This is a genomic window from Enterococcus sp. DIV1279b (genome assembly GCF_050531515.1).
GTDB lineage: Bacteria > Bacillota > Bacilli > Lactobacillales > Enterococcaceae > Enterococcus_D > Enterococcus_D casseliflavus.
In genome coordinates this window covers 3,617,501-3,642,418 of record NZ_CP172891.1, presented here as the reverse complement: position 1 = coordinate 3,642,418, position 24,918 = coordinate 3,617,501, and the positions used below count along the sequence as shown (strand labels likewise).

Annotated in this window: 23 protein-coding genes, 1 rRNA gene and 1 other annotated feature (1 of these 25 running past the window's edge); of the genes, 13 read left to right on the top strand and 11 right to left on the bottom strand. The window is 42.5% G+C overall.

The window, feature by feature from the left end:
* Positions 1 to 146: 146 nt before the first annotated feature.
* From IGI71_RS17285 to IGI71_RS17265, 5 genes are all read right to left on the bottom strand, one after another.
* Complete coding sequence (locus IGI71_RS17285; protein ID WP_142973663.1) at positions 147 to 995, bottom strand: NgoPII family restriction endonuclease; 849 nt, start codon at positions 993 to 995, stop codon at positions 147 to 149.
* On the bottom strand, positions 985 to 2,313 hold the full coding sequence (locus tag IGI71_RS17280; RefSeq protein ID WP_142973664.1) for a DNA cytosine methyltransferase: 1,329 nt from the start codon (positions 2,311 to 2,313) through the stop codon (positions 985 to 987). Before IGI71_RS17280 ends, IGI71_RS17285 begins: the two co-directional genes overlap by 11 nt.
* A gap of 487 nt (positions 2,314 to 2,800) precedes the next feature.
* Entirely contained in the window at positions 2,801 to 3,319 is a 519-nt protein-coding gene (locus IGI71_RS17275) for a helix-turn-helix domain-containing protein (RefSeq protein WP_005226263.1), read from the bottom strand.
* Between the two features lie 16 nt (positions 3,320 to 3,335).
* Positions 3,336 to 3,803, bottom strand: a complete 468-nt coding sequence (locus IGI71_RS17270; protein WP_005226262.1) for a DUF5626 family protein — start codon at positions 3,801 to 3,803, stop codon at positions 3,336 to 3,338.
* A 350-nt stretch (positions 3,804 to 4,153) separates the two neighbouring features.
* Positions 4,154 to 4,606, bottom strand: a complete 453-nt coding sequence (locus IGI71_RS17265; protein ID WP_151196092.1) for a DUF2188 domain-containing protein — start codon at positions 4,604 to 4,606, stop codon at positions 4,154 to 4,156.
* A 256-nt stretch (positions 4,607 to 4,862) separates the two neighbouring features.
* Between IGI71_RS17265 and IGI71_RS17260 the strand changes: the two genes are divergently transcribed.
* From IGI71_RS17260 to guaB, 11 genes are all read left to right on the top strand, one after another.
* Positions 4,863 to 5,756 (top strand): SDR family oxidoreductase, encoded by an 894-nt coding sequence (locus tag IGI71_RS17260; protein WP_005226260.1) that lies wholly within the window; start codon positions 4,863 to 4,865, stop codon positions 5,754 to 5,756.
* Positions 5,757 to 5,793: 37 nt separating this feature from the next.
* On the top strand, positions 5,794 to 6,363 hold the full coding sequence (amaP, locus tag IGI71_RS17255; RefSeq protein WP_005226259.1) for an alkaline shock response membrane anchor protein AmaP: 570 nt from the start codon (positions 5,794 to 5,796) through the stop codon (positions 6,361 to 6,363).
* A gap of 7 nt (positions 6,364 to 6,370) precedes the next feature.
* On the top strand, positions 6,371 to 6,562 hold the full coding sequence (locus tag IGI71_RS17250) for a DUF2273 domain-containing protein (protein WP_005226258.1): 192 nt from the start codon (positions 6,371 to 6,373) through the stop codon (positions 6,560 to 6,562).
* 25 nt (positions 6,563 to 6,587) lie between these two features.
* Complete coding sequence (locus IGI71_RS17245) at positions 6,588 to 7,358, top strand: Asp23/Gls24 family envelope stress response protein (protein WP_010748461.1); 771 nt, start codon at positions 6,588 to 6,590, stop codon at positions 7,356 to 7,358.
* Between the two features lie 297 nt (positions 7,359 to 7,655).
* On the top strand, positions 7,656 to 8,372 hold the full coding sequence (rsmG, locus tag IGI71_RS17240) for a 16S rRNA (guanine(527)-N(7))-methyltransferase RsmG (protein WP_005226256.1): 717 nt from the start codon (positions 7,656 to 7,658) through the stop codon (positions 8,370 to 8,372).
* An 11-nt stretch (positions 8,373 to 8,383) separates the two neighbouring features.
* On the top strand, positions 8,384 to 9,148 hold the full coding sequence (locus tag IGI71_RS17235) for a ParA family protein (RefSeq protein WP_005226255.1): 765 nt from the start codon (positions 8,384 to 8,386) through the stop codon (positions 9,146 to 9,148).
* On the top strand, positions 9,138 to 10,028 hold the full coding sequence (locus IGI71_RS17230; RefSeq protein WP_005226254.1) for a ParB/RepB/Spo0J family partition protein: 891 nt from the start codon (positions 9,138 to 9,140) through the stop codon (positions 10,026 to 10,028). Before IGI71_RS17235 ends, IGI71_RS17230 begins: the two co-directional genes overlap by 11 nt.
* A 10-nt stretch (positions 10,029 to 10,038) precedes the next feature.
* Positions 10,039 to 10,227, top strand: a complete 189-nt coding sequence (locus tag IGI71_RS17225; protein WP_005226253.1) for a DUF951 domain-containing protein — start codon at positions 10,039 to 10,041, stop codon at positions 10,225 to 10,227.
* A gap of 8 nt (positions 10,228 to 10,235) precedes the next feature.
* Positions 10,236 to 11,336: a redox-regulated ATPase YchF gene (ychF, locus tag IGI71_RS17220; protein ID WP_005226252.1), complete on the top strand. Its 1,101-nt coding sequence runs from the start codon at positions 10,236 to 10,238 to the stop codon at positions 11,334 to 11,336.
* Between the two features lie 71 nt (positions 11,337 to 11,407).
* The gene (locus IGI71_RS17215; protein ID WP_151196091.1) at positions 11,408 to 12,100 is read left to right on the top strand and encodes a DUF1129 domain-containing protein; all 693 of its coding nucleotides are present in this window, start codon (positions 11,408 to 11,410) and stop codon (positions 12,098 to 12,100) included.
* Between the two features lie 202 nt (positions 12,101 to 12,302).
* Positions 12,303 to 13,787 (top strand): IMP dehydrogenase, encoded by a 1,485-nt coding sequence (guaB, locus tag IGI71_RS17210; protein WP_005226250.1) that lies wholly within the window; start codon positions 12,303 to 12,305, stop codon positions 13,785 to 13,787.
* A 157-nt stretch (positions 13,788 to 13,944) separates the two neighbouring features.
* Here guaB and IGI71_RS17205 read toward each other — a convergent pair whose 3' ends face one another.
* Positions 13,945 to 16,650 (bottom strand): FtsX-like permease family protein, encoded by a 2,706-nt coding sequence (locus IGI71_RS17205; RefSeq protein WP_430616016.1) that lies wholly within the window; start codon positions 16,648 to 16,650, stop codon positions 13,945 to 13,947.
* Between the two features lie 9 nt (positions 16,651 to 16,659).
* Entirely contained in the window at positions 16,660 to 17,361 is a 702-nt protein-coding gene (locus IGI71_RS17200; RefSeq protein ID WP_010748457.1) for an ABC transporter ATP-binding protein, read from the bottom strand.
* Positions 17,362 to 17,446: 85 nt separating this feature from the next.
* Here IGI71_RS17200 and IGI71_RS17195 point away from each other — a divergent pair, with 85 nt between their 5' ends.
* Positions 17,447 to 18,073, top strand: a complete 627-nt coding sequence (locus IGI71_RS17195; RefSeq protein ID WP_086293459.1) for a TetR/AcrR family transcriptional regulator — start codon at positions 17,447 to 17,449, stop codon at positions 18,071 to 18,073.
* A gap of 71 nt (positions 18,074 to 18,144) precedes the next feature.
* Here the strand turns inward: IGI71_RS17195 and IGI71_RS17190 are convergent, their stop codons facing one another.
* The 4 genes from IGI71_RS17190 to IGI71_RS17175 form a co-directional block, all read right to left on the bottom strand.
* Positions 18,145 to 19,665 carry a polysaccharide deacetylase family protein gene (locus tag IGI71_RS17190; RefSeq protein ID WP_430616015.1) on the bottom strand — a complete coding sequence of 507 codons (1,521 nt, stop codon included), beginning with the start codon at positions 19,663 to 19,665 and terminating at the stop codon, positions 18,145 to 18,147.
* A 290-nt stretch (positions 19,666 to 19,955) separates the two neighbouring features.
* Positions 19,956 to 21,233: a serine--tRNA ligase gene (serS, locus tag IGI71_RS17185; protein WP_010748454.1), complete on the bottom strand. Its 1,278-nt coding sequence runs from the start codon at positions 21,231 to 21,233 to the stop codon at positions 19,956 to 19,958.
* Between the two features lie 57 nt (positions 21,234 to 21,290).
* Positions 21,291 to 21,489, bottom strand: a binding site (T-box leader).
* 35 nt (positions 21,490 to 21,524) lie between these two features.
* Positions 21,525 to 22,733, bottom strand: a complete 1,209-nt coding sequence (locus tag IGI71_RS17180; protein WP_005226244.1) for a sensor histidine kinase — start codon at positions 22,731 to 22,733, stop codon at positions 21,525 to 21,527.
* Positions 22,723 to 23,412, bottom strand: coding sequence for a response regulator transcription factor (locus IGI71_RS17175; RefSeq protein ID WP_008376963.1), 690 nt, complete (start codon positions 23,410 to 23,412; stop codon positions 22,723 to 22,725). The genes IGI71_RS17180 and IGI71_RS17175 overlap by 11 nt, the downstream gene beginning before the upstream one ends.
* 715 nt (positions 23,413 to 24,127) lie before the next feature.
* On the opposite strand from IGI71_RS17175, the gene IGI71_RS17170 reads away from it, so the two are divergent.
* Positions 24,128 to 24,918 (top strand): 16S ribosomal RNA (locus tag IGI71_RS17170) (it continues 768 nt past the right edge of the window).

Below are 24,918 nucleotides of genomic sequence, written 5' to 3'. Positions count from 1 at the left end.
CTTCTTAGCGGTTTGTCACATGAATACAAACTATAATATCCGAACTATATTAGATAATTTGCAGGATAGGAAGGCTGGATTGCAGATTATACTAACTATAGTCCGGATATTTAATTGTTTCACTGATTATCACCATAATATCGAATTTAAAAGTAAAATGTAATCTTTTTGCATGGAATTAACTGCGCAGGGTTATTAGGGTTTTTGACATTTACGTCTTCAATGTTTAAAGATGGATTTTCTTTAGCGAGATTTTCAAGAATTTCTATGTTAGAAAAAGACATATAATTTTCTTCTGACAAAAGCGCAAATAAATTAAAGAGTTTATTTTTTCTCGGCAGATAAATATAGTTAAAAACAGTGAAAGGATTCTCTAAAAGCCACATGCCTCTTATTCTCAAATTAGTAATTCCTAAGGGATCTACCCTATTCACCCGACCAAGCTCTCTTGTTGGGGAAAAATTCACATTTGGAATTGATGCAATACCTAGTTTTATAGATTCAAAAGTGTCTGTATAAATATTGGTGTCAGCACAGTAAACAGAAGCATCTATAAGAGCTAATTCTCTCAAATCGTTTTGTTGTACCCAACCAATTGCATAGATAAAATCTTTGATATCCCATACCTCTGCATTTACAGCGTGGCTAGTAATCATTGGGTCAGTCGCATATAATTTAGATTTAGGATGGGAACTGTTCAATTGTAATGAAGAGCCTCTGGATTGTATCTTCTTTATCTCTATTCCTGCTCCACCTCTTAACATTGCATCCGGTGGATTTGAGTCGTTCCCTAGGTAAGAAAATACCTCTTTTATTTTTTCTAACCTCACAAATTCATCTGACTCTCCGATGGCTCCACAGAAGCTATCAGTCACATATTTCTCTAAAGCATCACCCATAGAATTTGCCCGGTTTGCTCTGATATATGATTCTTGTAGGCTATAAACTCCTGAATGAACTATGTTTATCACAGCATCAATAATATTAGTTGTCATTACTTTCCCCCAATATATTAGTGTACACAAAATCAGCAATTGGTTGCGTCATTGCTTTCGCTAAAAGAACTGGAACAGCATTTCCTATTTGTTTGTAAATTTTATCTAACCTACCGTTTTTACTTAATTTTAAACTTCCTCCATCAGAAAACTGAAACCAATCAGGAAAAGTTTGAATGCGAGCTATTTCTTTAACCGAAAGTCTACGATTAATTTCTCCGTTAAATCTCCATTTGTTTTTCTCTAACTTTGTCATCATTTCCCCACTTGGATGTTGTGGAGCTTGTCTCCCAGAAGCTTGTATGGTGAATGATTGTTCATCCCACATTTTTTTTCTATTACGACTCATATAAATAGTTGAGTAATCTCCTTCAAAAAAGTCTCCTGGATCAGACTCTAGATCCCCAATAGCGTCTTTCAAAGTTACATAAGGTTTTTTATTATTAAAAAGATTAATATCCGAAATATCACCGTGGGATGGTTCAGGTTCCGTGTAATGATAACCATATCTATTTTCGATTTTTTCTTTATGAACACCAATTAAAAATACGCGTTCTCGTAATTGTGGTACACCATAATCTCTTGCATTAACAAGATGTGGTGTAACTGTATAACCGGCAGAAGCAAAATCTTCTATTATTTGCTTTAGAACTTCTCCTTTTCCTAAGGTCATCATGCCCTTTACATTCTCAGCTACAAAGAAGGCTGGTTGTGCTTGTGTTAAAGCCCGAATGAAGTGGATGTAAAGAAAGTTTCTTGGATCATCAATAAGTCTAGGACCGGCTTCTGAAAAACCGGGGCAGGGAAATCCTCCAACCATTATTTGGCAATCGGGAAAATGCGCAACCTTTCTAATATCTTTTTCGTGTTGTATTACATGGGAAGGAAAATTTAACTTATAGCTTTCATTCGCTTCTTTGAACATATCATTTGTATAAATAGTGTTAAAAATACTATTTTCTCTGACACTATCAAAGTTTTTTTTCGAGGTATAAAAATTTTTGATAGCTTCTTCTTCTCCGATAGCCGCCGACAGACCAGCTAGTTCTAAACCTAGGTCTAGTCCTCCGGCTCCGCTGAACAAAGAAACTACATTAAATTTATTTTTTTTATAATTTAAACTATTCAAAATTTCTTTATCTTTCTCATCTTCAACAATTGATAATTCTTCTTCAGAAATTTTATCCAACAATACACTTTTAATTTCAATATTAGTTAATTTTCTTGTTTCTGGTTTGAATTTTCCTCGAGAACGTTGTTCTATAGATTTATGATTTAAGATATTTCCGCTCTCAATATCTACCAAATGAGTAGTCATGGTTGTGTATCCTCCTGTATATATTCCTGAAAAGCATGGTGTAATAGTGGTATTCTAACACAAAAAAAGATGAGAATAAATTACTTGTTTCCCATCCCCTAATATCTACATTTTAACATTTTTAATACTGATTCGGTTAAAGAGATAATCTTTTTTAATCCAGAATAATTTTTTATTAAAAATAAAACATGTAAATTTAATTTTAGTTCTCAGCGGGCTTGTTTTGACTCCGTGATTGACTCCGTTTTATTGATTTTAAATGATATTGTAGAACAGTTTAAAACTTTATAGTAAAGTATTTTTATCTAGATGACTTACTATGATATTCTTTGATAGTTAAATTTGTGTCTATATCGAGCAAGGGAAGATTGCCAAGGTTTAAAGACGGTTAATATTCTTTGAAAAACCAATTTATAAATGGTAAATAGAGTGTCAAAAGCCCGCTGCGAAAACAATTCGCAGCGGGCTTTTTGTCTTAATAATTGAGTTATTCCACTTTTTCAATCGTAGTGGTTCCCCAATTCATGATGTTGCTGAGATGGACATAGCCATCGTACAAATTCAAGAAAATCGAGAAGGCACAGACGATATAGATCAATACATAAAAATTATTGGCTTTTTTGTTACGCCATAAAACAAAGCCATCTAAGATCAGTCCTAAAGGAAAAAGAAAGGAGCCGATTCCAGCTAACAGTAGCAAGAGCAGACTTTCATCTTTATCTGCTGCCATCGTTCTTTGGAGTAACGACAATTTTTCTTTTTTGTCGTTGATTTCTTGATTGTTGGTTTCGATCCGCTCTTTTAAGGCTTCGTTCTCACGTAAAAGCTCATCGATCGAGACTTGGTAGAGATCGCTCAACAAAATCAAATTCTCAATATCTGGATAGCCGCGCCCATTTTCCCATTTTGAAATCGACTGGCGTGAAATCTGTAATTTTTCTGCGACTGCTGTTTGCGACAATCCGGAAGACTCGCGACAGCTTTTTAATTGTTCTGCTAAAGCCAATGTATGCTCCTATCTGCTATTTAACAACTAGCTTCCCATTTGAGATCGTGGTTACGACACTCCCATTGGTAGTGATTATACCTGCTTTTTGCTTAAACGTACAGGTGGCTTTGGTGGACGTGTGAGTTAATGAACTAGAAGTGATACTTCCTCTGTGAGCAACTAAACTTAAATTCGAAGTGCCTGTAAATTGATTGCGGCTATTGACCGTTACATTATAACTAGCGGTCCAATTACCTGCGGATGTTTTTGACACACGATACGTTCCCGCTGCCAGATTTGCTCGGAATGACGGCAATTTTTCAATGGTCAAAATCACCTCGTTGCCTTCTTCATCTACCGTGATCAGCTGCTCATAGGGACTATCTGATGCTAAGTCATAAACGAGTTCAGGTTCTTCCACTGTCTGGGCGGCAGCTGGGAGAGCAAAGAGGAAACAAAGAAAAATAAACGGCACAAAAAATAATTTTTTCACAAACACCACTCCTTGTACTTTTAATAATTCAAGTATACAAGGTTTATTTAGTTAAAGAAAGCACAAGCTAGTTTACAGAGGTAACGGATGGTTCACAACTGTTGCTAGATCAGCATTTCATAGGCTTATTTTTTAGGATGTCGAGAAATTTTAAAAGTGATGGTTCATTCAAAAGGTCTTCGTTTTTTAGGTTTCTGACAACGAACCGCTGCTTTTTAAAAGAAACGTCAAAGAAGCGGTTGCTTTAGTTTTAATCAAACCTAGCTGGGAAAGGAAACAAAAAAGCGAAAGAGTAGGCAACGTTTCGCGCAGCTAAAACGACAAAGGTAAGACCTCCATCCGCTTTTTTGCAGCCAATTTTATTCTCTCAAATCAATATCCTTTTGATGGTCGCCGTCTTTTTTATAAACGTTCACCACGGATTCTTTGTTTTCGGCGATTTCTTTGGCACGGGCGATGGCGTCTGCTTTCTTATCGAAATGATCACTGGCACGTTTCGCCCCTTTGGAACGGACTTGCCATTGGTCGTCTTCATACACAACTTCTACATCCGCATCCATTAATTTTTCCGCATTCTTATTGGTTTGATGGGCATCGTCTTTTTGCGGATTTTTCTCTTTCTGAAAAGCTTTCTTCTCCTCTTCATCTGCATTGTCATACCATTTTTCTGCTTGACTCGTGGCGATCGGGATTGCCCGATCATCGGAATAGCCATCGGCTAGCAGGGCATTGGCGATATCGATCGCTTTTTTACGAACTAAGGGGTCTAGATTCTTCATTGACGCAGGATAATCACGGACATTCCAAGGCATTGTTTGTTTCCTCCTTTTTCTTGATCCAAGGTCATTTTCTTAGGGGTTCCCTTTTACAGGTACTACCAGTTACTACTTATTAGTTTACGCCCTTCTATAAAAAAGTGAAATTATTTGATTTGTGGTCAAAAATGAGGGCACTTTCTTTTTTCATTTTCTAATAAACGAGGATTTATTTTTGTTAACAAAGCGTTATATTTCCCAAAAAAAAATGAATGGTTTAGAATTTTATTATAGAGAAAAGGAGGACGTAAGAATGAGTGAACCTATTTTGACTGATCCACGGGAACTTTATCACACGGGTAAATACAGCAAACAGGAACAAGATACGCCTGCTTTACAAGAAGAAATGCGACCAAAACCTGATTGTGGTGAAGAATCTTATGAGGGAAGTCAGCAGTTAGAAAACCGGCGAGTACTGATCACCGGTGGGGATTCTGGGATCGGACGAGCAGCAGCGATTGCCTTCGCCCGTGAAGGAGCAGACATTGCCCTACACTTTTTCCCAGGAGAAGAAGAAGATGCCGAAGAAGTTGCAGGGTACATCAAAGAAGCTGGGCGCAAAGTGATCTTGCTACCCTATGACCTGCGAGACGAAGCGGCACCACAAGAGATCGTTGACAAAGCGGTGGCAGCATTAGGTGGGTTAGATACATTAGTATTGAACGCAGCACAGCAAATCACGCGGCCATCGATTGCAGAATTACCGATTGAACAAGTGAAAGACACCTTTATGGTAAACATTATCTCCATGTTTGCATTAGTGAAAGCAGCTGAGCCACACTTACCGGCTGGGGGAGCGATCGTGACAACGACTTCTGTCCAAGCCTTTAGTCCAAGTGCTCATTTAATGGATTATGCGGCAACCAAATCGGCGATCGCCAGTTTTACAGTCAGCTTGGCGAAACAATTTGCTGAAAAAGGGATTCGCGTCAATGGGGTAGCTCCAGGACCAATCTGGACACCATTACAGTTAGATCATGGCCAACCGCAAGACCAGCTGCCTGAATTTGGTCAGCAAGCGTTACTTGAGCGGGCAGGACAACCAGCTGAGCTGGCACCTGTCTATGTCTTTTTAGCTTCGAATAAAGCTAGCTATGTGACAGCACAGATTTATGGTGTTACCGGCGGAGAAGCCATCAACTTGTAAGCTTATCAAAAATTGGAGAAAAAGGAGGAGGTGTCCTATGAGTAAAGGGTGGAAAATCGTATCAATTATCGTTTCGTTGATCTTTATCACTGTCTTATTACCAATCGTATTAATGAGTAATCCTTATATGCAGCTGCCATTTGGTTTGGACAGCAGAGGCAATGTCGTCACGTATTTCTTTGACAACTTGTTTATGCGTCAATATATGTTTTGGGTAGCTGTTGTCTTGATCGCCTTATTCTTGATCGTGATCTTAGTCGTGCTTTTTTATCCAAAAACCAAAACGACCTTTGTTTTGAAAGAGGATAAGGGCGCATTGACGATCGATAAGAAAGCAATCGAAGGACTTGTACGTACGAAAGTAAATGAAAAAGAATTTGTTGAAGGACCAAAAGTTCATGTCAAGGCGACCAAAAATCGAATTTTGATTAAAATCAAAGGACGCTTGAAACGGACGTCTGCCTTAGTCGGCAAAACCGAAAACTTAATGGCGGAAATCCAACAAGATGTCCAACGAGTGCTTGGTTCAAGTGAGAAAGTCAAAGTCGAAGTCAACTACGCGAATTTTGAACAAAATGAGACTCCGGAAAACCCGCGAGTAGAATAGGAGGGCTATGATGAACGAACTACAACAATACAAAATCCCATTGATTTTTGGAGCAATCGGCCTTGTTCTGGCTGTGTTGTTTGTAACGATCGGTTTTTTCAAAACATTGCTGATTCTACTCCTAACAGGTTTGGGTTTTGCGTTAGGATTGTATCTCCAACGTACCGGTATCATCGATGAATTTTTTAACCAACAATAACGCATTTTAATAGGAGGAATTTTTAATGAATAACGATAAAAACGAATTAAACAATGATAAAAAAGTCAGCGCACATCCAGATCCAGTGGTTCCTAACACCAATCATCAAGCAAATGAAAATGCGATTCCAATGACTGAAGCACCAGATCCAGTGGTACCAAATGCTGAAAAAGCAGTAGCAGGACAACAAAACGGACCAAAACCAGGGGATCATCCAGCACCAGGAAATCCAAATCCAGCAGGACATCATCCAGCACCGCCAAAACCTGGCCACAACGATTTTGAAGGACCAACTGGCGATGCACCTGTTCATGGTTCATTGACCTATGATGACAAAGTGATCCAAAAAATCATCGGGATCGCATTAGAACACGTGGATGGTCTGTTGACGGTCGATGGTGGTTTCTTCTCTAACATTGCGGAAAAATTAGTCAATACAGACAATGTGACTGCGGGTATCAATACCGAAGTAGGGAAAAAACAAGTAGCCGTTGATTTAGATATCGTGGTTGAATACGACCGCAACATCCCAGAAATCGCTGACCAAGTCAAAGAAGTCATCCAAAAAGAAGTAACGACCATGACCCAATTAGAAGTGATCGAAGTCAACATCAATGTTGTAGATGTAAAAACGATCGCTGAATACGAAGAGGAACAAGAAACGGTTCAAGACAAAGTATCGTCAGCTGCATCTAAAACCGGCGACTTTGCTTCACGTCAAACCAACAAAGCCAAACATGCGGCTTCCCGCGCGTCTGATCGTATCGAAGAATACAACGAGCCTCGGGTGAAATAAAAAAGTTTCATATGAAACAAAAACAAGCATTGATCCTGTGATCAATGCTTGTTTCTTTGAGAAAAAAGCTGACCAGGAGGGTTGGCAGCCTCGCTGGTCAAGGAAAAATGAAAAAAGTTTTTTGGATTGAAATGAGTATAATTCCTCTGCCTTAAACCAACCTTAAAGCCCCAGTTAAAAAATGGTAAATTCTCCTAGAAAGCAATATCTGGCTATTGCATCACATTGCTTTTTGCGTTAAAGTAGGAACTAGTCTGTGAAACATTTTTCTGTTTCACAAAATAGAAAGGATTCGTTATGCTACCTGAAGAATTTCATGAAGAATTACGCAAAAACGGGATCGTTTTAACCGAAGAACAAATGGAAAAATTCGCTGTCTATTTTGAGCGTTTAGTCGAATGGAATCAGAAGATGAATCTAACCGCAATCACGGAAAAATCAGAAGTGTATTTGAAGCATTTCTACGATTCTGTTTCCTTAGCTTTTGAAACCGCCTTTGACCCGCAAAGTCATTTGTGCGATGTCGGTTCAGGTGCTGGCTTTCCAAGTATTCCACTAAAAATCGTGTTTCCTGAATTAGAAGTGACGATCGTCGACTCTTTAAATAAGCGCATCACCTTTTTACAAACCCTTGTGACGGATCTACAATTGGAAAACGTCCACTTGTACCATGACCGTGCAGAAACATTTGGTCAAAACCCGCAATTTCGTGGGCAATTCGATTATGTGACTGCTCGTGCGGTTGCCCGTTTGAATGTGTTAACGGAACTCTGTGTGCCATTGGTGAAAAAAGCAGGCTATTTTTATGCGCTCAAAGCTGCCAAAAGCGAGGAAGAACTGGTTGAAGCCAAACCAGCGATCTCACTCTTAGGCGGCAAATTTATTGAAGAAAAAAGCTTTACCTTACCGGTCAGCGGCGATGAACGCCATCTTTTGATCATTCAAAAGAAAAAAGAAACGCCAAAGAAATACCCCCGCAAACCGGGAATGCCAGCGAAACAACCAATTAAATAGGAGGAAAATCAATGGCCCGTATTATTTCTGTTGCAAACCAAAAAGGCGGCGTAGGCAAAACCACCACAACGGTGAACCTAGGTGCGTCCTTAGCATTTGTCGGCAAAAAAGTGTTACTCGTAGATATTGATGCCCAAGGCAACGCCACAAGCGGTGTCGGCATTCGCAAACCAGATGTGGAACAAGACATCTATGATGTATTAGTCAATGAAACACCGATCGTTGAAGCGATTTTACCTAGCAGCCGAGAAAACTTGGATATCGTTCCAGCGACGATCCAATTAGCTGGTGCGGAAATTGAATTGACCTCCATGATGGCGCGGGAATCTCGATTGAAATCGGCTTTGAATGAAATCAAAGAACAATACGATTATATCTTTATCGATTGCCCACCATCTTTAGGTCATTTGACGATCAATGCCTTTACCGCCAGTGATTCGATTTTGATCCCAGTCCAATGTGAGTACTATGCATTAGAAGGGCTGAGCCAACTATTGAATACCGTGCGTTTAGTACAAAAACATTTTAACCCTGAGTTAGAGATCGAAGGGGTCTTACTGACAATGTATGATGCCCGCACGAACTTAGGCGCGGAAGTCGTGGAAGAAGTCCGCCGCTATTTCCAAGAAAAAGTATATGAAACCATTATTCCGCGGAATATCCGGTTGTCTGAAGCACCTAGTCATGGATTGTCGATCATTGATTATGATCCACGCTCAAAAGGAGCCGAAGTCTATCAGACGTTAGCAAAGGAAGTGTTAGCCCGTGAAGAATAAAGGGAAAGGATTAGGGCGTGGGATCGATGCGTTGTTTCAAGACCTGCAAGGGTTAGAAGAAGTCGATATCAAAACAGAAAAAGTCGTTGAACTGCCTTTAAACGAATTAAGACCCAACCCTTATCAACCACGAAAAACCTTTGATGAGCTTTCATTACAAGAACTAGCCAATTCGATCCAGCATTCGGGGGTCTTTCAACCGATCATCGTGCGGCAATCATCCGTCAAAGGCTATGAGATCATTGCTGGTGAACGCCGGTTTCGAGCGTCCAAACTAGCTGGCAAGGAAACGATCCCAGCCATCATCCGCAATTTTGATGAAGAAGCGATGATGCAAGTCGCCGTTTTAGAAAACTTGCAGCGGGAAGATTTGAATCCTTTAGAAGAAGCAGAAGCTTATGACATGCTGATGAAAAATTTGAAATTGACCCAAGCACAAGTCGCTGAACGCTTAGGGAAAAGCCGCCCGTATATCGCCAATTATTTGCGGTTGCTGTCCTTGCCGAAACTCGTCAAAGAAATGGTTCAAGATGACCGTTTGTCTATGGGGCAAGCCCGGACATTATTAGGCTTGAAAAACAAAGAACAGATCTTAAAATTAGCCAATCGTTGTGTCAAAGAAAATCTGACAGTCCGCCAATTAGAACAAATGGTCGCTGAGATGAACGACACGAAAAACGAAAAGAAAAAAGTTCCGCGTCTGATTCGGGAAAAACCGTACTATTTACGAGAAAGCGAAGAACGGTTGATGGATAAATTCGGCACGAATGTCGAGATCCGCGAAAAAGAAGGCAAAGGAAAAATCGAGATCGAATACCTGTCACAAAAAGATTTAACCCGTATTTTAGATTTATTGAACATTCAATTTGATGAAGCTTGAGGTGATAAAGATGTATGATCTTGGGGATATTGTCGAAATGAAAAAACCGCATGCCTGCAAAGCCAATCGTTGGGAAATCATCCGCATGGGGGCAGACATCAAAATAAAGTGTACGAATTGCGGCCACATCGTCATGATGACGCGCCGAGAATTTGATAAAAAGATGAAGAAAATCCTAGAAAAAAAAGAGAAAGAGTGAAGTGAAGCATGGCGTTAACTGCCGGAATCGTTGGATTGCCAAATGTGGGCAAATCTACTTTATTTAATGCAATAACCAAAGCAGGAGCAGAAGCCGCAAACTATCCGTTTGCGACGATCGATCCGAATGTAGGAATGGTGGAAGTGCCAGATTGGCGCTTACAGCGTTTAACAGAATTAGTCCGTCCGAAAAAGACAGTCCCAACCACCTTTGAATTTACGGATATTGCTGGAATCGTCCGCGGTGCCAGCAAAGGGGAAGGATTAGGCAACCAATTTTTGAGCCATATTCGCCAAGTGGATGCGATCTGTCATGTCGTTCGTTGTTTCGACGACGACAACATCACCCACGTGGAAGGCCGCGTGGACCCATTAGCTGATATCGATACCATCAATTTGGAGTTGGTTTTAGCGGATTTAGAATCCGTCAACAAGCGCTATACTCGGGTCGCAAAAATTGCCAAAACCAAAGACAAAGATGCGGTTGCGGAATTGGCCGTTCTTGATAAAATCAAACCGGTCCTAGAAGAAGGGATCTCAGCTCGTTCGATCGAATTTACAGATGAAGAACAGCGCATCGTCAAAAGTTTGTTTTTACTAACGACCAAACCAGTTTTATACGTTGCCAACGTAGCAGAAGAAGACGTGGCAGACTATGAAACCAATGACTATGTCAACAAAGTGAAGGAATTTGCAGCGAGCGAAAATGCGGAAGTGATCGTCATCAGTGCTCGTGCCGAAGAAGAGATCGCTGAGCTGGAAGAAGAAGACAAAGCAGAGTTTTTAGAAGCATTAGGAATTGAAGAATCAGGGTTGGATCAATTGATTCGTGCTGCCTATGATTTACTGGGTCTAGCAACGTACTTTACCGCTGGTGAACAAGAAGTGCGTGCGTGGACGTTCCGTAAAGGCATCAAAGCACCGCAAGCAGCGGGGATCATCCATACGGACTTTGAGCGCGGCTTTATTCGTGCGGAAACTGTTTCCTTTGAAGATCTGAACCAATACGGCACGATGCAAGCGGCCAAAGAAGCCGGTCGGGTACGTTTGGAAGGAAAAGATTATGTCGTGCAAGATGGCGACGTGATGTTGTTCCGTTTTAACGTATAAAGGGCTTTCTTCCCAGTGAATTTGTGGTAAAATGTCCATTGTGAAGAAAACGCAGAAGGGAGAATCAATTCATGGAACCAGAAACTCTGCGAAATTATGTTTCCGAAAATCGTGAATTAGAACAACAATTAACAAAACGAAACCAACAATATATATTTGATTTAAAAAAATCGCTAGAGGCAGCCAACCTTTCTGAAGAAGAAAAAACGATTGCCTTGCATGAGATGCTGCCTATCTTAGTCAAAGAACAAAAAGGCGGCAAAACGGCCCGTCAATTATTTGGTACAGTGTCTGAACGTACCGAAGCCATCATCAACAAACCCGTTGAGCAAAAAGAATCCGGACCATTCTTGATGTGGTTGGATAACACCTTGCTGATTTTAGGGATCTTTGGGTTGATGCTAGGGGTTATGGGAATCTTTACTAGAGGACAAGCACAACCTTATGGCTTATTGACCCTCTTCTTGATGGCGATGCTTGCTGGTTGGGTCTTCTACTTGATGTACAAATACATGTATCAATATGAACGCCCAGGTGCCGATAAGAGCAAACGGCCGAAGATGTGGAAGATCATTTTGATTTTAGTCGCAGCCTTCATGCTATGGATCGTTGTGATCTCGCTTTCTGCGATGATCCAACCACCATTGAATCCACAAGTGGATCCTGTGATCGAAGCCTTGATCGGGGCAGTGGCATTAGCCGCGAAGTACTACTTGAAACGCAAATACAATATCATCAGCAGTCTGTCTGTTCCTAGAGGCTGATGACTACACGTTGATCGTGCGCCTTCTTTTGTTAAAAAAGACCGCACGATCAGCGTGTTTTTTTAGAAAAAATGGCGAATTATGAGATTTGACCAAAGGTTTGAAGAGGATTATTAAGAAAGCTTTCCGAATGGTTGACTTATGAAAAAATCTTTGCTATTTTTTTTAAAATACCTAAAAACTTTAAGGAGTGGTTACAAAAATGTCCAACTGGGAAACCAAATTTGTAAAAAAAGGGTTAACGTTTGATGATGTCTTATTGATTCCGGCAGAAAGTCACGTCTTACCAAATGACGTGGATATGAAAGTGCAGCTTGCCCCGAATATTACACTAAATATTCCAATCATAAGTGCCAGTATGGATACCGTAACTGATAGTAAAATGGCGATCTCAATGGCGCGTCAAGGCGGACTTGGCGTGATTCACAAAAACATGAGTATCGCCGCGCAAGCAGATGAAGTGCGCAAAGTAAAGCGTTCTGAAAGCGGCGTGATCATCGATCCGTTTTTCTTAACACCAAGCCACTTAGTTGCTGATGCAGAACATTTGATGAGCAAGTACCGCATCAGCGGGGTACCGATCGTAGAAACAATGGAAAACCGCAAATTAGTCGGTATCATCACGAACCGCGACATGCGTTTTGTCACGGATTATACGATGCCGATCAATGATGTGATGACCAAAGACCAATTGATCACAGCACCTGTCGGTACGTCGTTGAAAGACGCTGAAAAGATCTTACAACAACACAAGATCGAAAAATTACCGATCGTTGATGAAGCAGGGATCTTAAGCGGTTTGATCACTATCAAAGATATTGAAAAAGTGATCGAATTCCCGAATGCAGCCAAAGACACGCATGGACGTCTATTAGTGGCAGCGGCAGTCGGTGTTACCAGCGATACCTTTGAACGAGCACAAGCTTTATTGGATGCAGGCGTGGATGCGATCGTTATTGATACTGCCCACGGACACAGTGCGGGTGTTTTACGCAAAATCTCTGAAATTCGTGCGCATTTCCCAGAAGCGACATTGATTGCTGGAAATGTTGCCACTGCAGAAGGCACGAAAGCATTGTATGATGCTGGTGTCGATGTCGTAAAAGTTGGGATCGGTCCAGGCTCGATCTGTACTACTCGGGTGGTAGCCGGTGTCGGAGTTCCTCAATTGACCGCGATCTATGATGCAGCCTCTGTGGCACGTCAATACGGCAAAGCAATCATTGCCGATGGTGGGATCAAATACTCTGGGGATATCGTCAAAGCTTTAGCAGCTGGCGGACATGCCGTAATGCTAGGCAGCATGTTGGCAGGAACCGATGAATCACCAGGTGAATTTGAAATCTATCAAGGCCGACGCTTCAAAACCTACCGCGGAATGGGTTCATTGGGGGCAATGGAAAAAGGCTCCAGCGACCGTTACTTCCAAGGTGGCGTAAACGAAGCCAACAAATTGGTTCCAGAAGGCATTGAAGGGCGTGTCGCTTATAAAGGCAGCGTGTCTGATATCATCTTCCAAATGATCGGCGGCTTGAAATCAGGGATGGGTTATGTCGGTGCTGGCAATCTACAGCAATTACGTGATGAAGCACAATTCATCCAAATGAGCGGCAACGGACTAAAAGAATCACATCCCCACGATGTTCAAATCACGAAAGAAGCACCAAACTACTCTGTAAAATCATAAAATGTTTCACGTGAAAACCAACGCCCCCTCTGTTCAAAAGTGGACAGAGGGGATTATTTGTTCAAAAAAGGACGCCACTCTTGCCTAGATAGCTGAGAGTGACGTCCTTTTCTTTAAAATCGCTGCTGGATGATCAGCAAATCGCTTTAGCAGCAGCTTATTCGTTTGATTTCAACGCATCGATCATGTTGACATGAGTCAGTTTCACATGGGTGACGTACATCACGATGATCGTAAAGAGAATCGTCATGCCGCCGGCTAAAGCATAGGCCGGCCAATTGATCACTAATGGAAAGACCATGTTTTCCATCGAAGCTTGGATCAAAATAAAGTCAGTCAAGAAGTAACCTACCACGTAGCCTGCGAGAATCCCAAATAACGTAAAGACGATATTTTCCCGTACGATGTACATGGTGACTTCTTTATTGTAAAACCCTAATACTTTAATAGTAGAAAGCTCGCGAATCCGCTCGGAAACATTGATGTTGGTCAAGTTATACAAGACGACAAAGGCTAATGCCCCTGATAGTACAACTAAGATCAAGACAATGGAGTTCAAGTTGCCCATCGAATCATCCTGCATTTTGATCTGAGTGGAAAGGAACGTCGTGTTTTTGACTTTGTCGGTATCTAACAAGGCTGTTGATAAAGCTTCCTCTTGTTTTTTCGTCATCGTCTTGCCTTTGACTAAGAACGCATTCGGTTCAAAGGCACTGTCGGTGATTTCTTCGTAAAGAGTCGGTGACAGATACAGAGAATTGCCTAAATAGTTTTCTGCGATGCCACTGATAGGTACTTCAAAAGCTTCTTGATCGCTAGTATAGAAGGTCAATGTATCCCCAACCTGCAGATCATACAATTCTGCGTATTTCATAGTCAGTACGGCGCCTTCTGTTAATGGCAGCTTCTGACCTGCCGTTGTTTTCAAATGGACATAGTCGGTAAAAGCTTCTTGATCTGCAGGGACCATCAAGGTCAAACTTTGTTTTCCTTGGTTAGCTGGTCGAATCTCGATCGTTTCATTGTAGACTAGCATCGAATGGGTCACAAGAGGATCGTCTGTTAAAACAGTTTCAGTGGCAGCAACGGTTTCTTCCTTCGCATCATTTAAGGTCACGACGGCTTGATAATCCGTAATGGGTCCAAATTGTTTCGCAGTCACAGCACTTAAAGAATCTTTCAACCCAACGCCTGCCACCATCAGTCCCGTACAGCCGGCGATGCCAATGATTGCCATGATCATTCGCGATTTGTAGCGGAAGATGTTACGGAAGCTGACTTTTTGATTGAAGCTTAAACGTGACCATAAGGGGGTAATGGCCTCTAATAAAATCCGTTTCCCAGGTTTTGGCGCCCGAACTTGCAGTAGCTGGGCAGGTTTTTCCCGCAATTCTTTGATTAAAACAAAGAGACAGGCACCAAGCGTCGCCAGTAAAAAGGCGATCGCGGCCAAAATAATTGGCGACCAGACATAATAGACGCGAATCCCGTCTAAAAGATACCGTTCGCTGGATAGAAAATAAATCAAACGCGGCAACAGTTCGGTCCCTAATACAGCACCACTGATAATGCCAATGGCCGAAGACAGGAGGGCATAAATCAAATATTTAAGGGAGATCTCGACTTTGCCATAGCCCATCGCTTTTAAGGTCCCGATCTCTTTGCGGTTTTCTTCTACCATCCGCGTCAGTGTCGTAAAGGTGATCAACGCAGCGATAAAGAAGAAGAAGACAGGGAACACATTGGCGATCGCTGCGATACGATCAGACAGCCCACCATATTCTTGGAAACCGGGGTTATCTTTGCGCTGGTTGTAAAGATACGTCGGCTCTGCCAAGTCTTCGATCTCTGTACGTTTTTCGGCCAGTGTTTGTTGGGCATCGGTTAGTTCTTGTTGCTGTTCCTCTAATTGGGTTTGCTGCCGAGTCAACTCTTCTTTCCCAGCGGTCAATTGGCCTTCGAGGGCTGCTTGTTGTACGGGCGGCAGCTGCGCAAGAGCCGCTTGCTGTTGTTCTAGTTCCGCTTTGGCCTGATCCAGTTGGGCTTGTCCATCAGCTAACTGTTTTTGTCCATCACGGACTTCTTTTTCTGCAGGGGCTAATTCATCAAAAGCGTCTTGTTGAATTTCTGCTAAGCGTTCTTTAGGGCGATCCGCAAACAGTTCCTCAATCGTTTCTTGATGGGCTGCCATCTTGTCGGTGTAGGCATCGGAGTATGTTTCAAGGCCTGCGACATCATCAAAGGCGAGATAAAGGATCGATTTGACCTCCATCTTGAACTGTTCTTCCGGTACATAAGCAAAATACGTCACGACACCGCTGCCGACATTCGCATAGCCACGTTCGGCAGCACTGATATAAATGGGAGAAGTGGCGAACCCAACGATCGTATAGTCTTTGTCCGACAGATTATCGGCATCATCGATCGTAAAAGTATCCCCTATTTGCCAGCCATAATTTTTTGCTTCGGTGTCCAGCACGATTTCATCGGCTTTTTCTGGCAGTCGGCCGTCCTTCACCAGTAACTGGTTGAGTTTCTGTGAGGGATCATAGGAGGTCACTTGCACGACTTCATCTGAATTGGCAGCGTAATAAAATTGATAGGCGGCTTCTGTGTGAGCACCGCTTTTTTCCGCCGCATCAATGTCGTCCTCCGTCAATCCCAGCGTGGAAGTGACTTGCAGATCTGCTAAATGCTGACCGTTGACATATTCACTCGCGGAATGGTTCAGGATCGGTCCCGTCGCTTTGACACCGACAAAGAGAAACGTTCCTAAAAAAATGATCAAGGTGATTGCGATAAAGCGACCTTTTGATTGGCGAATCTCCCGCAAACTTGCTTTAAGATAAGTTTTATTTTTCATCAGATCCTCCTACCAAACGATTTCATCGATCGAGATTGGATGAGGATTCTCTTCAATGGAACGGACAGTGGCATCGTTGATATGGATCACCCGATCGGCGATCGGGGCAATGGCGCTGTTATGGGTAATGATCAATACCGTATTGCCGTTTTTCCGACTGGCGTTTTGCAAAAGCTTCAACACTTGTTTGCCTGTTTCAAAATCCAGCGCACCGGTTGGTTCATCGCATAATAGCAATTTCGGGTTTTTGGCTAACGCCCGAGCGATCGATACCCGCTGCTGTTCCCCACCAGAGAGCTGCGAAGGAAAGTTGTTTTTACGGTTTTCTAACCCGACTTGTGCTAAGACTTCATCAGGATCGAGTGCATTCGGTGAGACTTCTGTTGCCAATTCAATGTTTTCTTTCGCTGTCAGGTTCGGCACCAAATTATAAAACTGGAAGACGAACCCGACGTCTTTGCGGCGGTATTCCGTCAGCTGTTTGTCGTTAAACTTCGCGATATCGACATTGTCGATAATGATTTGTCCTTCATCTGGCGAATCCATCCCGCCTAAAATATTCAAAACGGTCGATTTTCCTGCACCACTGGGGCCAAGGATCACCACTAATTCGCCTTCTTCAATGGCAAAGGAAAGATCGTTGTTGGCAGTGATGGTGGTTTCGCCCATCTGATAGCGTTTATATTCATTCTTTACTTCAACATAACTCATTAATAAAGCCTCCATTTTTTAAACACGTGTTGATTTAATCACATGGTGTTAGTATACTAAGAAAGAAAAGTAAGAGCAATCCTCAATGCTTACGTATTTGTCATTAAATAGACAAATATTGATCAAATGTACAGAGAAAAGGGGAAACGATATGGTGGGGACTGTGGGGAATCGTCGAACGATCTACTCGAAAAAAGTGATCCGACGCGCCTTTCAGGAGTTATTGTTGGAAAAAGAGTACCGCAAAATCACGATCAAAGAGATTGCGGAACGAGCCGATATCAACCGAGGAACATTTTATAAATATTATAAGGATACGGCCGCTTTGTTGGAGGAGATCGAAGGGGAGCTTGTTGAGCAGATCGCATCGAACTTGCAGCAGGAAAATTTGTCATTGGATCTTTGGTTGGAAAAGCTGTTGACGATTTTGTATGAGAATCCTAGTACGACCCATTTGATTTTGTTGAACAACAGCCATTTGCTGAATCTTTTGTTGTCAGAGATCAAACCGGAGACCTTGAAACGGTTTGCCCAATACTTTCAAGATGCTTCCGAGGAAGAATTGGAACTGTGCCTGAGCTTTTTTGTCTGCGGATCTATCGGGTTGATCGAACGCTGGCTCAAAGATTTTTCAACGATGCCGCCAAAAGCTGTCGCTGATCTATTGATTCAAATTTTTGTGACTAATGTGTATGAGGAAAAGAAGGGCTAAAAAAAGAGGGAACGATCCAATAACCAAAAAGGAACGCAGCAAGAGACAATTTGCTGTGTTCCTTTTTTTATTTAGTCAACGAGGCGCTCGTCGTTCATCCCAAAGTATTGATGCAGCGGTTTTTGCCGTGCTTCTAATAATTGATCGACAGTCACGAATTCGTAGCCTTCGTTTTTGAGTGTTTTAATGACTCCCGGTACGGCTTTTACAGATTTCGGGTGAATATCATGGATCAAGATCATGGCACCATTAAAGACATTTTGTTGTACCAAGGCATTGATCTTCTTCGGATCCTTCAATTTCCAGTCTTGAGAGTCGATGTCCCATTGAATGATCGGCATGCCAATGGTTTGTGCGCTTTGTTTGTCGATAGCGCCATAAGGGGGGCGTAAATTTCTAGGTAGTAAACCCGTCGCATTATAAATGGCTTTGTTGGTTTTTGTGACTTCTGCCTGCAAATCTTCCGCTGAAAGAGTATTCAGCTGCGGATGAGAGTAAGAATGACTGGCGATCTCGTGTCCAGCTTCTTGGACTTTTTTGGCGGCTTGCGGATATTGCTCTACCATTTGTCCCAGCATAAAGAAGGTCGCTTTAACGTCATTTTCTTGTAAGATGTTCAACAGATCCATGGTGGAGGTACTGTTGGGTCCATCATCAAAGGTCAATGCCACGTATTTTTTATTGGGGTCTAAACTTGGCAAGGCATTGTTGAGTTGGTCAGCAGCCACGAGATCAGGATCAATGAATGGGGCGATCTCGCTGTAAGACAGGGTGATTTCCGTCGCTCCCGTCTGATTTTTTGGCAATTCGATGGTCAGCTTCTCTGGATCATAAGTAAATTTCGAATCGAAGGTGATCCGCTCCATGGCCAAGACGGCGTCGATGATTTTGGCGGGGTCTTTGGCTTGATCCAGCAGTTTCTGCTGAATGACTTGTTGAATACCTAATAAGCTGCCTTCATCAGGAACCAGTTCTTTCAAAGACAATTCGGTTTGCGTCTTCTCTGATACGAAGATCGGTGCATCCGTTAGGCTGTCCGCATCTTCAAAACGTCCGGTTTCTCGATTCCACACATAGCTGTCGGCTTTCAATGAATAAGTAGATACCTTTGAAGCCGCTGCTTGTGCTTGGATGCGGGCAACGGTGACGACTTCTTTTTTCGTTTGTTTTTTACGCAAGTGATCAGCAGCTTGTGTCAACCGTTCTTTGATATCTTTGATGGGAAACGTATCAAGGTCTTGCGGTCGGTAGATCAATTCTTTGGTTGCGCCTTTGGAGAGCACTTCAGGCGTTGTTTTTAACCCATTTTGACTTTGTTCTGCTTGGATTGATGCCAGTAATTTTTCCGCAGCCGCCTCATATTTTTCTTGGGCTGCGACTTCTTGCTGGTGTAACGTGTAAAGGACTGAGCCAGCCGTCGCGATCAAAACGATCAATAATAAGGCGAATAAGGAAAAAATTGCTTTTCGATACGGCTTCTTTCTCGAGGGTGGTCCTTTCGGTCTTTCTTCAGCTGACGCTGTTCGTTTTTGATTATTGTTTGGTTTCTTGTGCAAGTCACTCCGACGGGCATAGGTCTTTCGTTCGGGCATTGGTGAAGCTCCCTTCATTCCATCCTAAATTATGACAACGTTACCATAAGTCACAGGTACTTTCAACGATCATGCCCGGTTTCTGATAGAGACTTAAAAAGATGAAGGGATTTTTCTAATTATTCATTTAAAAATTACAGCCTTGTTGCGTTGTTTCTCTTGCAAGAAGCGATCAAAGGCGTTAGGGGGTCTTTTGCAACCACTATCTATTAGGTGAACTAGAAAACCCCTTCGTAACAGATCACGTGGAGTGACTGTTACGAAGGGGGTGCAATTAAGGGTGCTAAGGCTTAGGCTTTTTCGATTTTTGTCAGTCCGCCCATGTAAGGAACCAGAACTTCTGGTACCGTTACACTGCCGTCTTCGTTTTGATAATTTTCAAGCACTGCGGCTACCGTCCGACCGACAGCCAGACCAGAGCCATTTAGTGTATGCATGTAGTGAATCTTGCCCTCTTGATCGCGGTAACGGATCATGGCACGGCGTGCTTGGAAGTCTTCACAGTTTGAGCAAGAGCTGATCTCACGGTACATTTCCTGAGCAGGGATCCATACTTCTAAATCATAGGTCTTTGCTGCAGAAAAGCCCATATCTCCTGTACACAAGCTAAGCACTCGGTAAGGCAAGTTGAGTTTTTGCAAAATATCTTCGGCATTAGCCGTCATCTTTTCTAATTCTTCATAAGAATGGTCAGCATCACTGAATTTCACCATTTCAACTTTATTGAATTGGTGCAGACGAATCAAGCCGCGGGTATCACGACCAGCGCTGCCAGCTTCTGAACGAAATGATGGGCTCAAGGCAGTGAAGTAGGCAGGGAGCTGTTCTTGTTCTAAGATCTCCCCTTGATAGTAATTGGTCAAAGGTACTTCAGCAGTCGGAATCAAAGTCAAATCCGTGTCTGCCAATTGGAAAACATCTTCTTTGAACTTTGGAAATTGTCCCGTGCCAAACATTGCTTGGCTATTGACGATATAAGGGGTGATCATCTCGGTATAGCCATGCTCATAGACATGCTGATCCAACATGAAGTTGTATAAGGCACGTTCCAAACGAGCACCTAAGCCTTTGTAGTAAACAAAGCGGCTGCCAGAAACTTTGGCGCCCCGCTCAAAGTCGAGGATCCCCAACTCTTCAGCGATCTCCCAATGCGGTTTTGGTTCAAAGGCAAAGGCTTTTGGTTCTGCCCAGCGGCGGACTTCTACATTGTCGTCTTCATCTTTGCCCACCGGAACAGAATCATTCGGCAAGTTCGGTAACGTCGTGGCGATCTCTTTGATGTCTTCATCAATTTGAGCGATCTCTTCATCCAATTGCTTGATTTGGCTGCCGACTTCTTTCATTTGGGCAATTTTATCAGCCGCGTCTTCTTTTGCCCGTTTCAAGGCAGCGATCTCACCAGAAACATCGTTGCGCAATTTCTTGCGTTCTTCCGTTTGGACTAAGAGTTCTCTGCGACGTTCGTCAAGCGTTAAAAAGCGGTCCAATACTTCTTTTTGCACGCCTCGTGTTGCGAGTTTGCTTTGTACTTCAGCAAAATTTTGGCGAATCATTTTTACATCTAACATAGTGATACATCCTCCTTTGATTTTTCCATAGAAAAAAGGCCATTCCGATCCCGTGTTGCTTGGGACGAAATGACCATTCGCGGTGCCACCCAAGTTCAGCTTGCGCTGCCCTTGCTGCTCGTATCGTGAGCCAACGATTTTTCTTTCGAAAAATACACGTTAAAGAACTGGATTCTATTTTTTCCAACACTGATTTTCACCAACCATCAGCTCTCTTTACTAGATGAAAAAAATATACTAGGTTCTGTGCCTTGATTATTTTCTTTAGCATACCCAAAAAATGTTGGGGCGTCAACCATAGGTTTGTGTGTTGGACAAATTGTTGCGCTTCAACGGGAGATGAATAATAAAGGACGTCCATTCTGGCGTTGATTTGGCATAGATATAGCCGCCATGTAAGGCGACGATGCTTTGAGCGATCGCTAGACCTAAGCCAGTTCCTCCTGTTTCTTGAGAGCGGGATTCTTCCACTCGATAGAAACGGTCGAATAGAGAATCAAGGGCTTGCTTAGGAATCATCTGCCCATTGTTTTTGACGGTTAAGATCGCTTCGGTTCCGACTTTCTCGACCTCCATGCGGATCTTATCGGCGCCTTTGCCGTATTTCAAGGCATTTGACAGCAGGTTGTTGAAAACTCGCACCAGTTTTTCGGTATCGCCATCCATTTCGATATGCTCTGGACGGGTGTAGGTTTCGATCTTGATGCCTTTTCGGCTAGCTTCTAATTCAAAGTCTGCCGCCAATTGTTCCACTAGCTGGGCCATATCGAATTCCATCACATTAATGGGCACGCTAGGCTGACGCACTTTCGTGTATTCAAACAAATCATCGACGAGGGATTTCATTTGTTTGGCTTTGACATACGCCGTATGAGTATATTTCAGCAATTCTTCTTCCGAATGGTATTGTCGATCTTCAATTAGACCTAAGTAGCCGATGATCGAAGTCAATGGTGTCCGAATGTCATGACTGACATTGGTGATCAGCTCATCTTTGGATTGCTCGATCCGCCGTTCATCTTCGATCGCCGCCACCGTACTGTCGACTAAGCCATTGATATTAGAAACGATCCGACTTAAATCGCCCCGTAACTCGAAGGGGATGCGATGATCGTAGTTGCCTTCTGCGATAAAGTGCAGCTCGCTGATAATGTGACGTAGCTGCATTTGATGGTAACGACGAATCAAACGCCAATATAAGACGATCACATCTAATAGGAAGAACATCGGTAGAATGAAGTTGCGACCACTGCGGAAGATATCTGTGTTGAAGGCAGCCGTGAACGCATTCTTCGATTCATAGATCGCTTCGACTAAAACCGGTGAGTTTTCCCTTATTGAGGTCAAGATGACCAAAATAGCGACATTTAATAGAAGTAAAAGAACAATCGTTACAATTCCTTCCGCAAATAACTCACTGATTTCCTTTGAGGTCAACGTGATCCGTTTCTTTTTTTCGATTGGTGTGTTGCGCTTTTTTTCAGTTGGTTTACTTCGCATCTATTTTGTAGCCGACCCCCCATACTGTTTGGATGACTTTTTCACCATCCGTGGCTTCTTCGATCTTATCTCGCAAGTGACTGACATGGACCATCACTGTTTTGGCAGAAACGACACTTTCTTGTTTCCAAACTCGTTCAAAAATCTCATCGGCGCTAAAGACACGGTTGGGATGCGATGCCAATAAGTAGAGGATGCCAAATTCTAATGCGGTCAATTGGATCTCATTGCCATCCACCGTTTTTACTTCATGGGAATCGCGGTTGATGATAAGGGAGCTTACTTCCAGAATCTCTGGTTGATTTGAAGCAGCCTGCATCTTGGTTCTTCTCAATAACGATTTTACCCGTGCCATGACTTCTAATGGATTGAAAGGTTTGGTGACATAATCATCAGCACCGGCGACCAATCCACGAATCTTATCCATATCGGTTGTTTTAGCGGTCAACATAATAATGGGGATTTGGGATTCTTTTCTCAATTCTTTGACGACTTGCATGCCGTCCATTTCAGGCATCATGATATCTAAGATCAATAGCTCGATATCAGAAGTGGTGCGAATCTTGGTCAGTGCTTCTTTTCCATCGTATGCTTTGACCGATTCATAGCCTTCATTGTGTAAGTAAATGCTTAATAGTTCTACGATCTCTTTGTCATCATCTGCTACAAGTATTTTCATATTGGGTCCTCCTAGGAACAATATTCTTTTCTCCATTTTAGCAAATATTCCACAAAATAGATAAAATCATACTTAAATTTATAAGAATGATAGGAATTAAGAAAACACAAAAAGGAAAAAGACGAACGATAGGCTAATAATAACGGAAAAAGTCCTTAAAAAAGGCGGAAATCACGGACTAAAAATCACGAATCATCTTTGGAAACGGAGTAACTAGAAACGTTGGTCTATCAATCATTTTATGGTTGACGAATAGCACAAGTCTTGGTATATTATTACATGTGCCAAATGACTAAATGAATTCCTAAAAAGAATTGAAAAAAGTAGTTGACGCACAGCTCGACAGATGATATTATAACGAAGTCGCAATTTTAAAACAGTTAATTGATGTTGATAAATCAACAAAATTAATTGAAAAAAGTTGTTGACAAATAACAAATCATTTGTTATTCTAATTAAGTCGCTGAGGCAGCCGCTACGAAGTTGAAAAACAATGAGCGAAAAAAACTTTTTAAAAAAGAGTTGACAATCAAATGTCGCTCTGATATGATATAAAAGTTGCTAACACAGCACGGTAGACCTTTGAAAACTGAACAAAGCAAGCAAACGAACCAATGTGTAGGACGTTTCAATTTATTGAAACAAATACATGCAAGCAATAGCTAGCAAAGTTAATTTTTATGAGCTTAATGACCGTATGGTCATTCAAACAAATCATTATGAGAGTTTGATCCTGGCTCAGGACGAACGCTGGCGGCGTGCCTAATACATGCAAGTCGAACGCTTTTTCTTTCACCGGAGCTTGCTCCACCGAAAGAAAAAGAGTGGCGAACGGGTGAGTAACACGTGGGTAACCTGCCCATCAGAAGGGGATAACACTTGGAAACAGGTGCTAATACCGTATAACACTATTTTCCGCATGGAAGAAAGTTGAAAGGCGCTTTTGCGTCACTGATGGATGGACCCGCGGTGCATTAGCTAGTTGGTGAGGTAACGGCTCACCAAGGCAACGATGCATAGCCGACCTGAGAGGGTGATCGGCCACACTGGGACTGAGACACGGCCCAGACTCCTACGGGAGGCAGCAGTAGGGAATCTTCGGCAATGGACGAAAGTCTGACCGAGCAACGCCGCGTGAGTGAAGAAGGTTTTCGGATCGTAAAACTCTGTTGTTAGAGAAGAACAAGGATGAGAGTAAAACGTTCATCCCTTGACGGTATCTAACCAGAAAGCCACGGCTAACTACGTGCCAGCAGCCGCGGTAATACGTAGGTGGCAAGCGTTGTCCGGATTTATTGGGCGTAAAGCGAGCGCAGGCGGTTTCTTAAGTCTGATGTGAAAGCCCCCGGCTCAACCGGGGAGGGTCATTGGAAACTGGGAGACTTGAGTGCAGAAGAGGAGAGTGGAATTCCATGTGTAGCGGTGAAATGCGTAGATATATGGAGGAACACCAGTGGCGAAGGCGGCTCTCTGGTCTGTAACTGACGCTGAGGCTCGAAAGCGTGG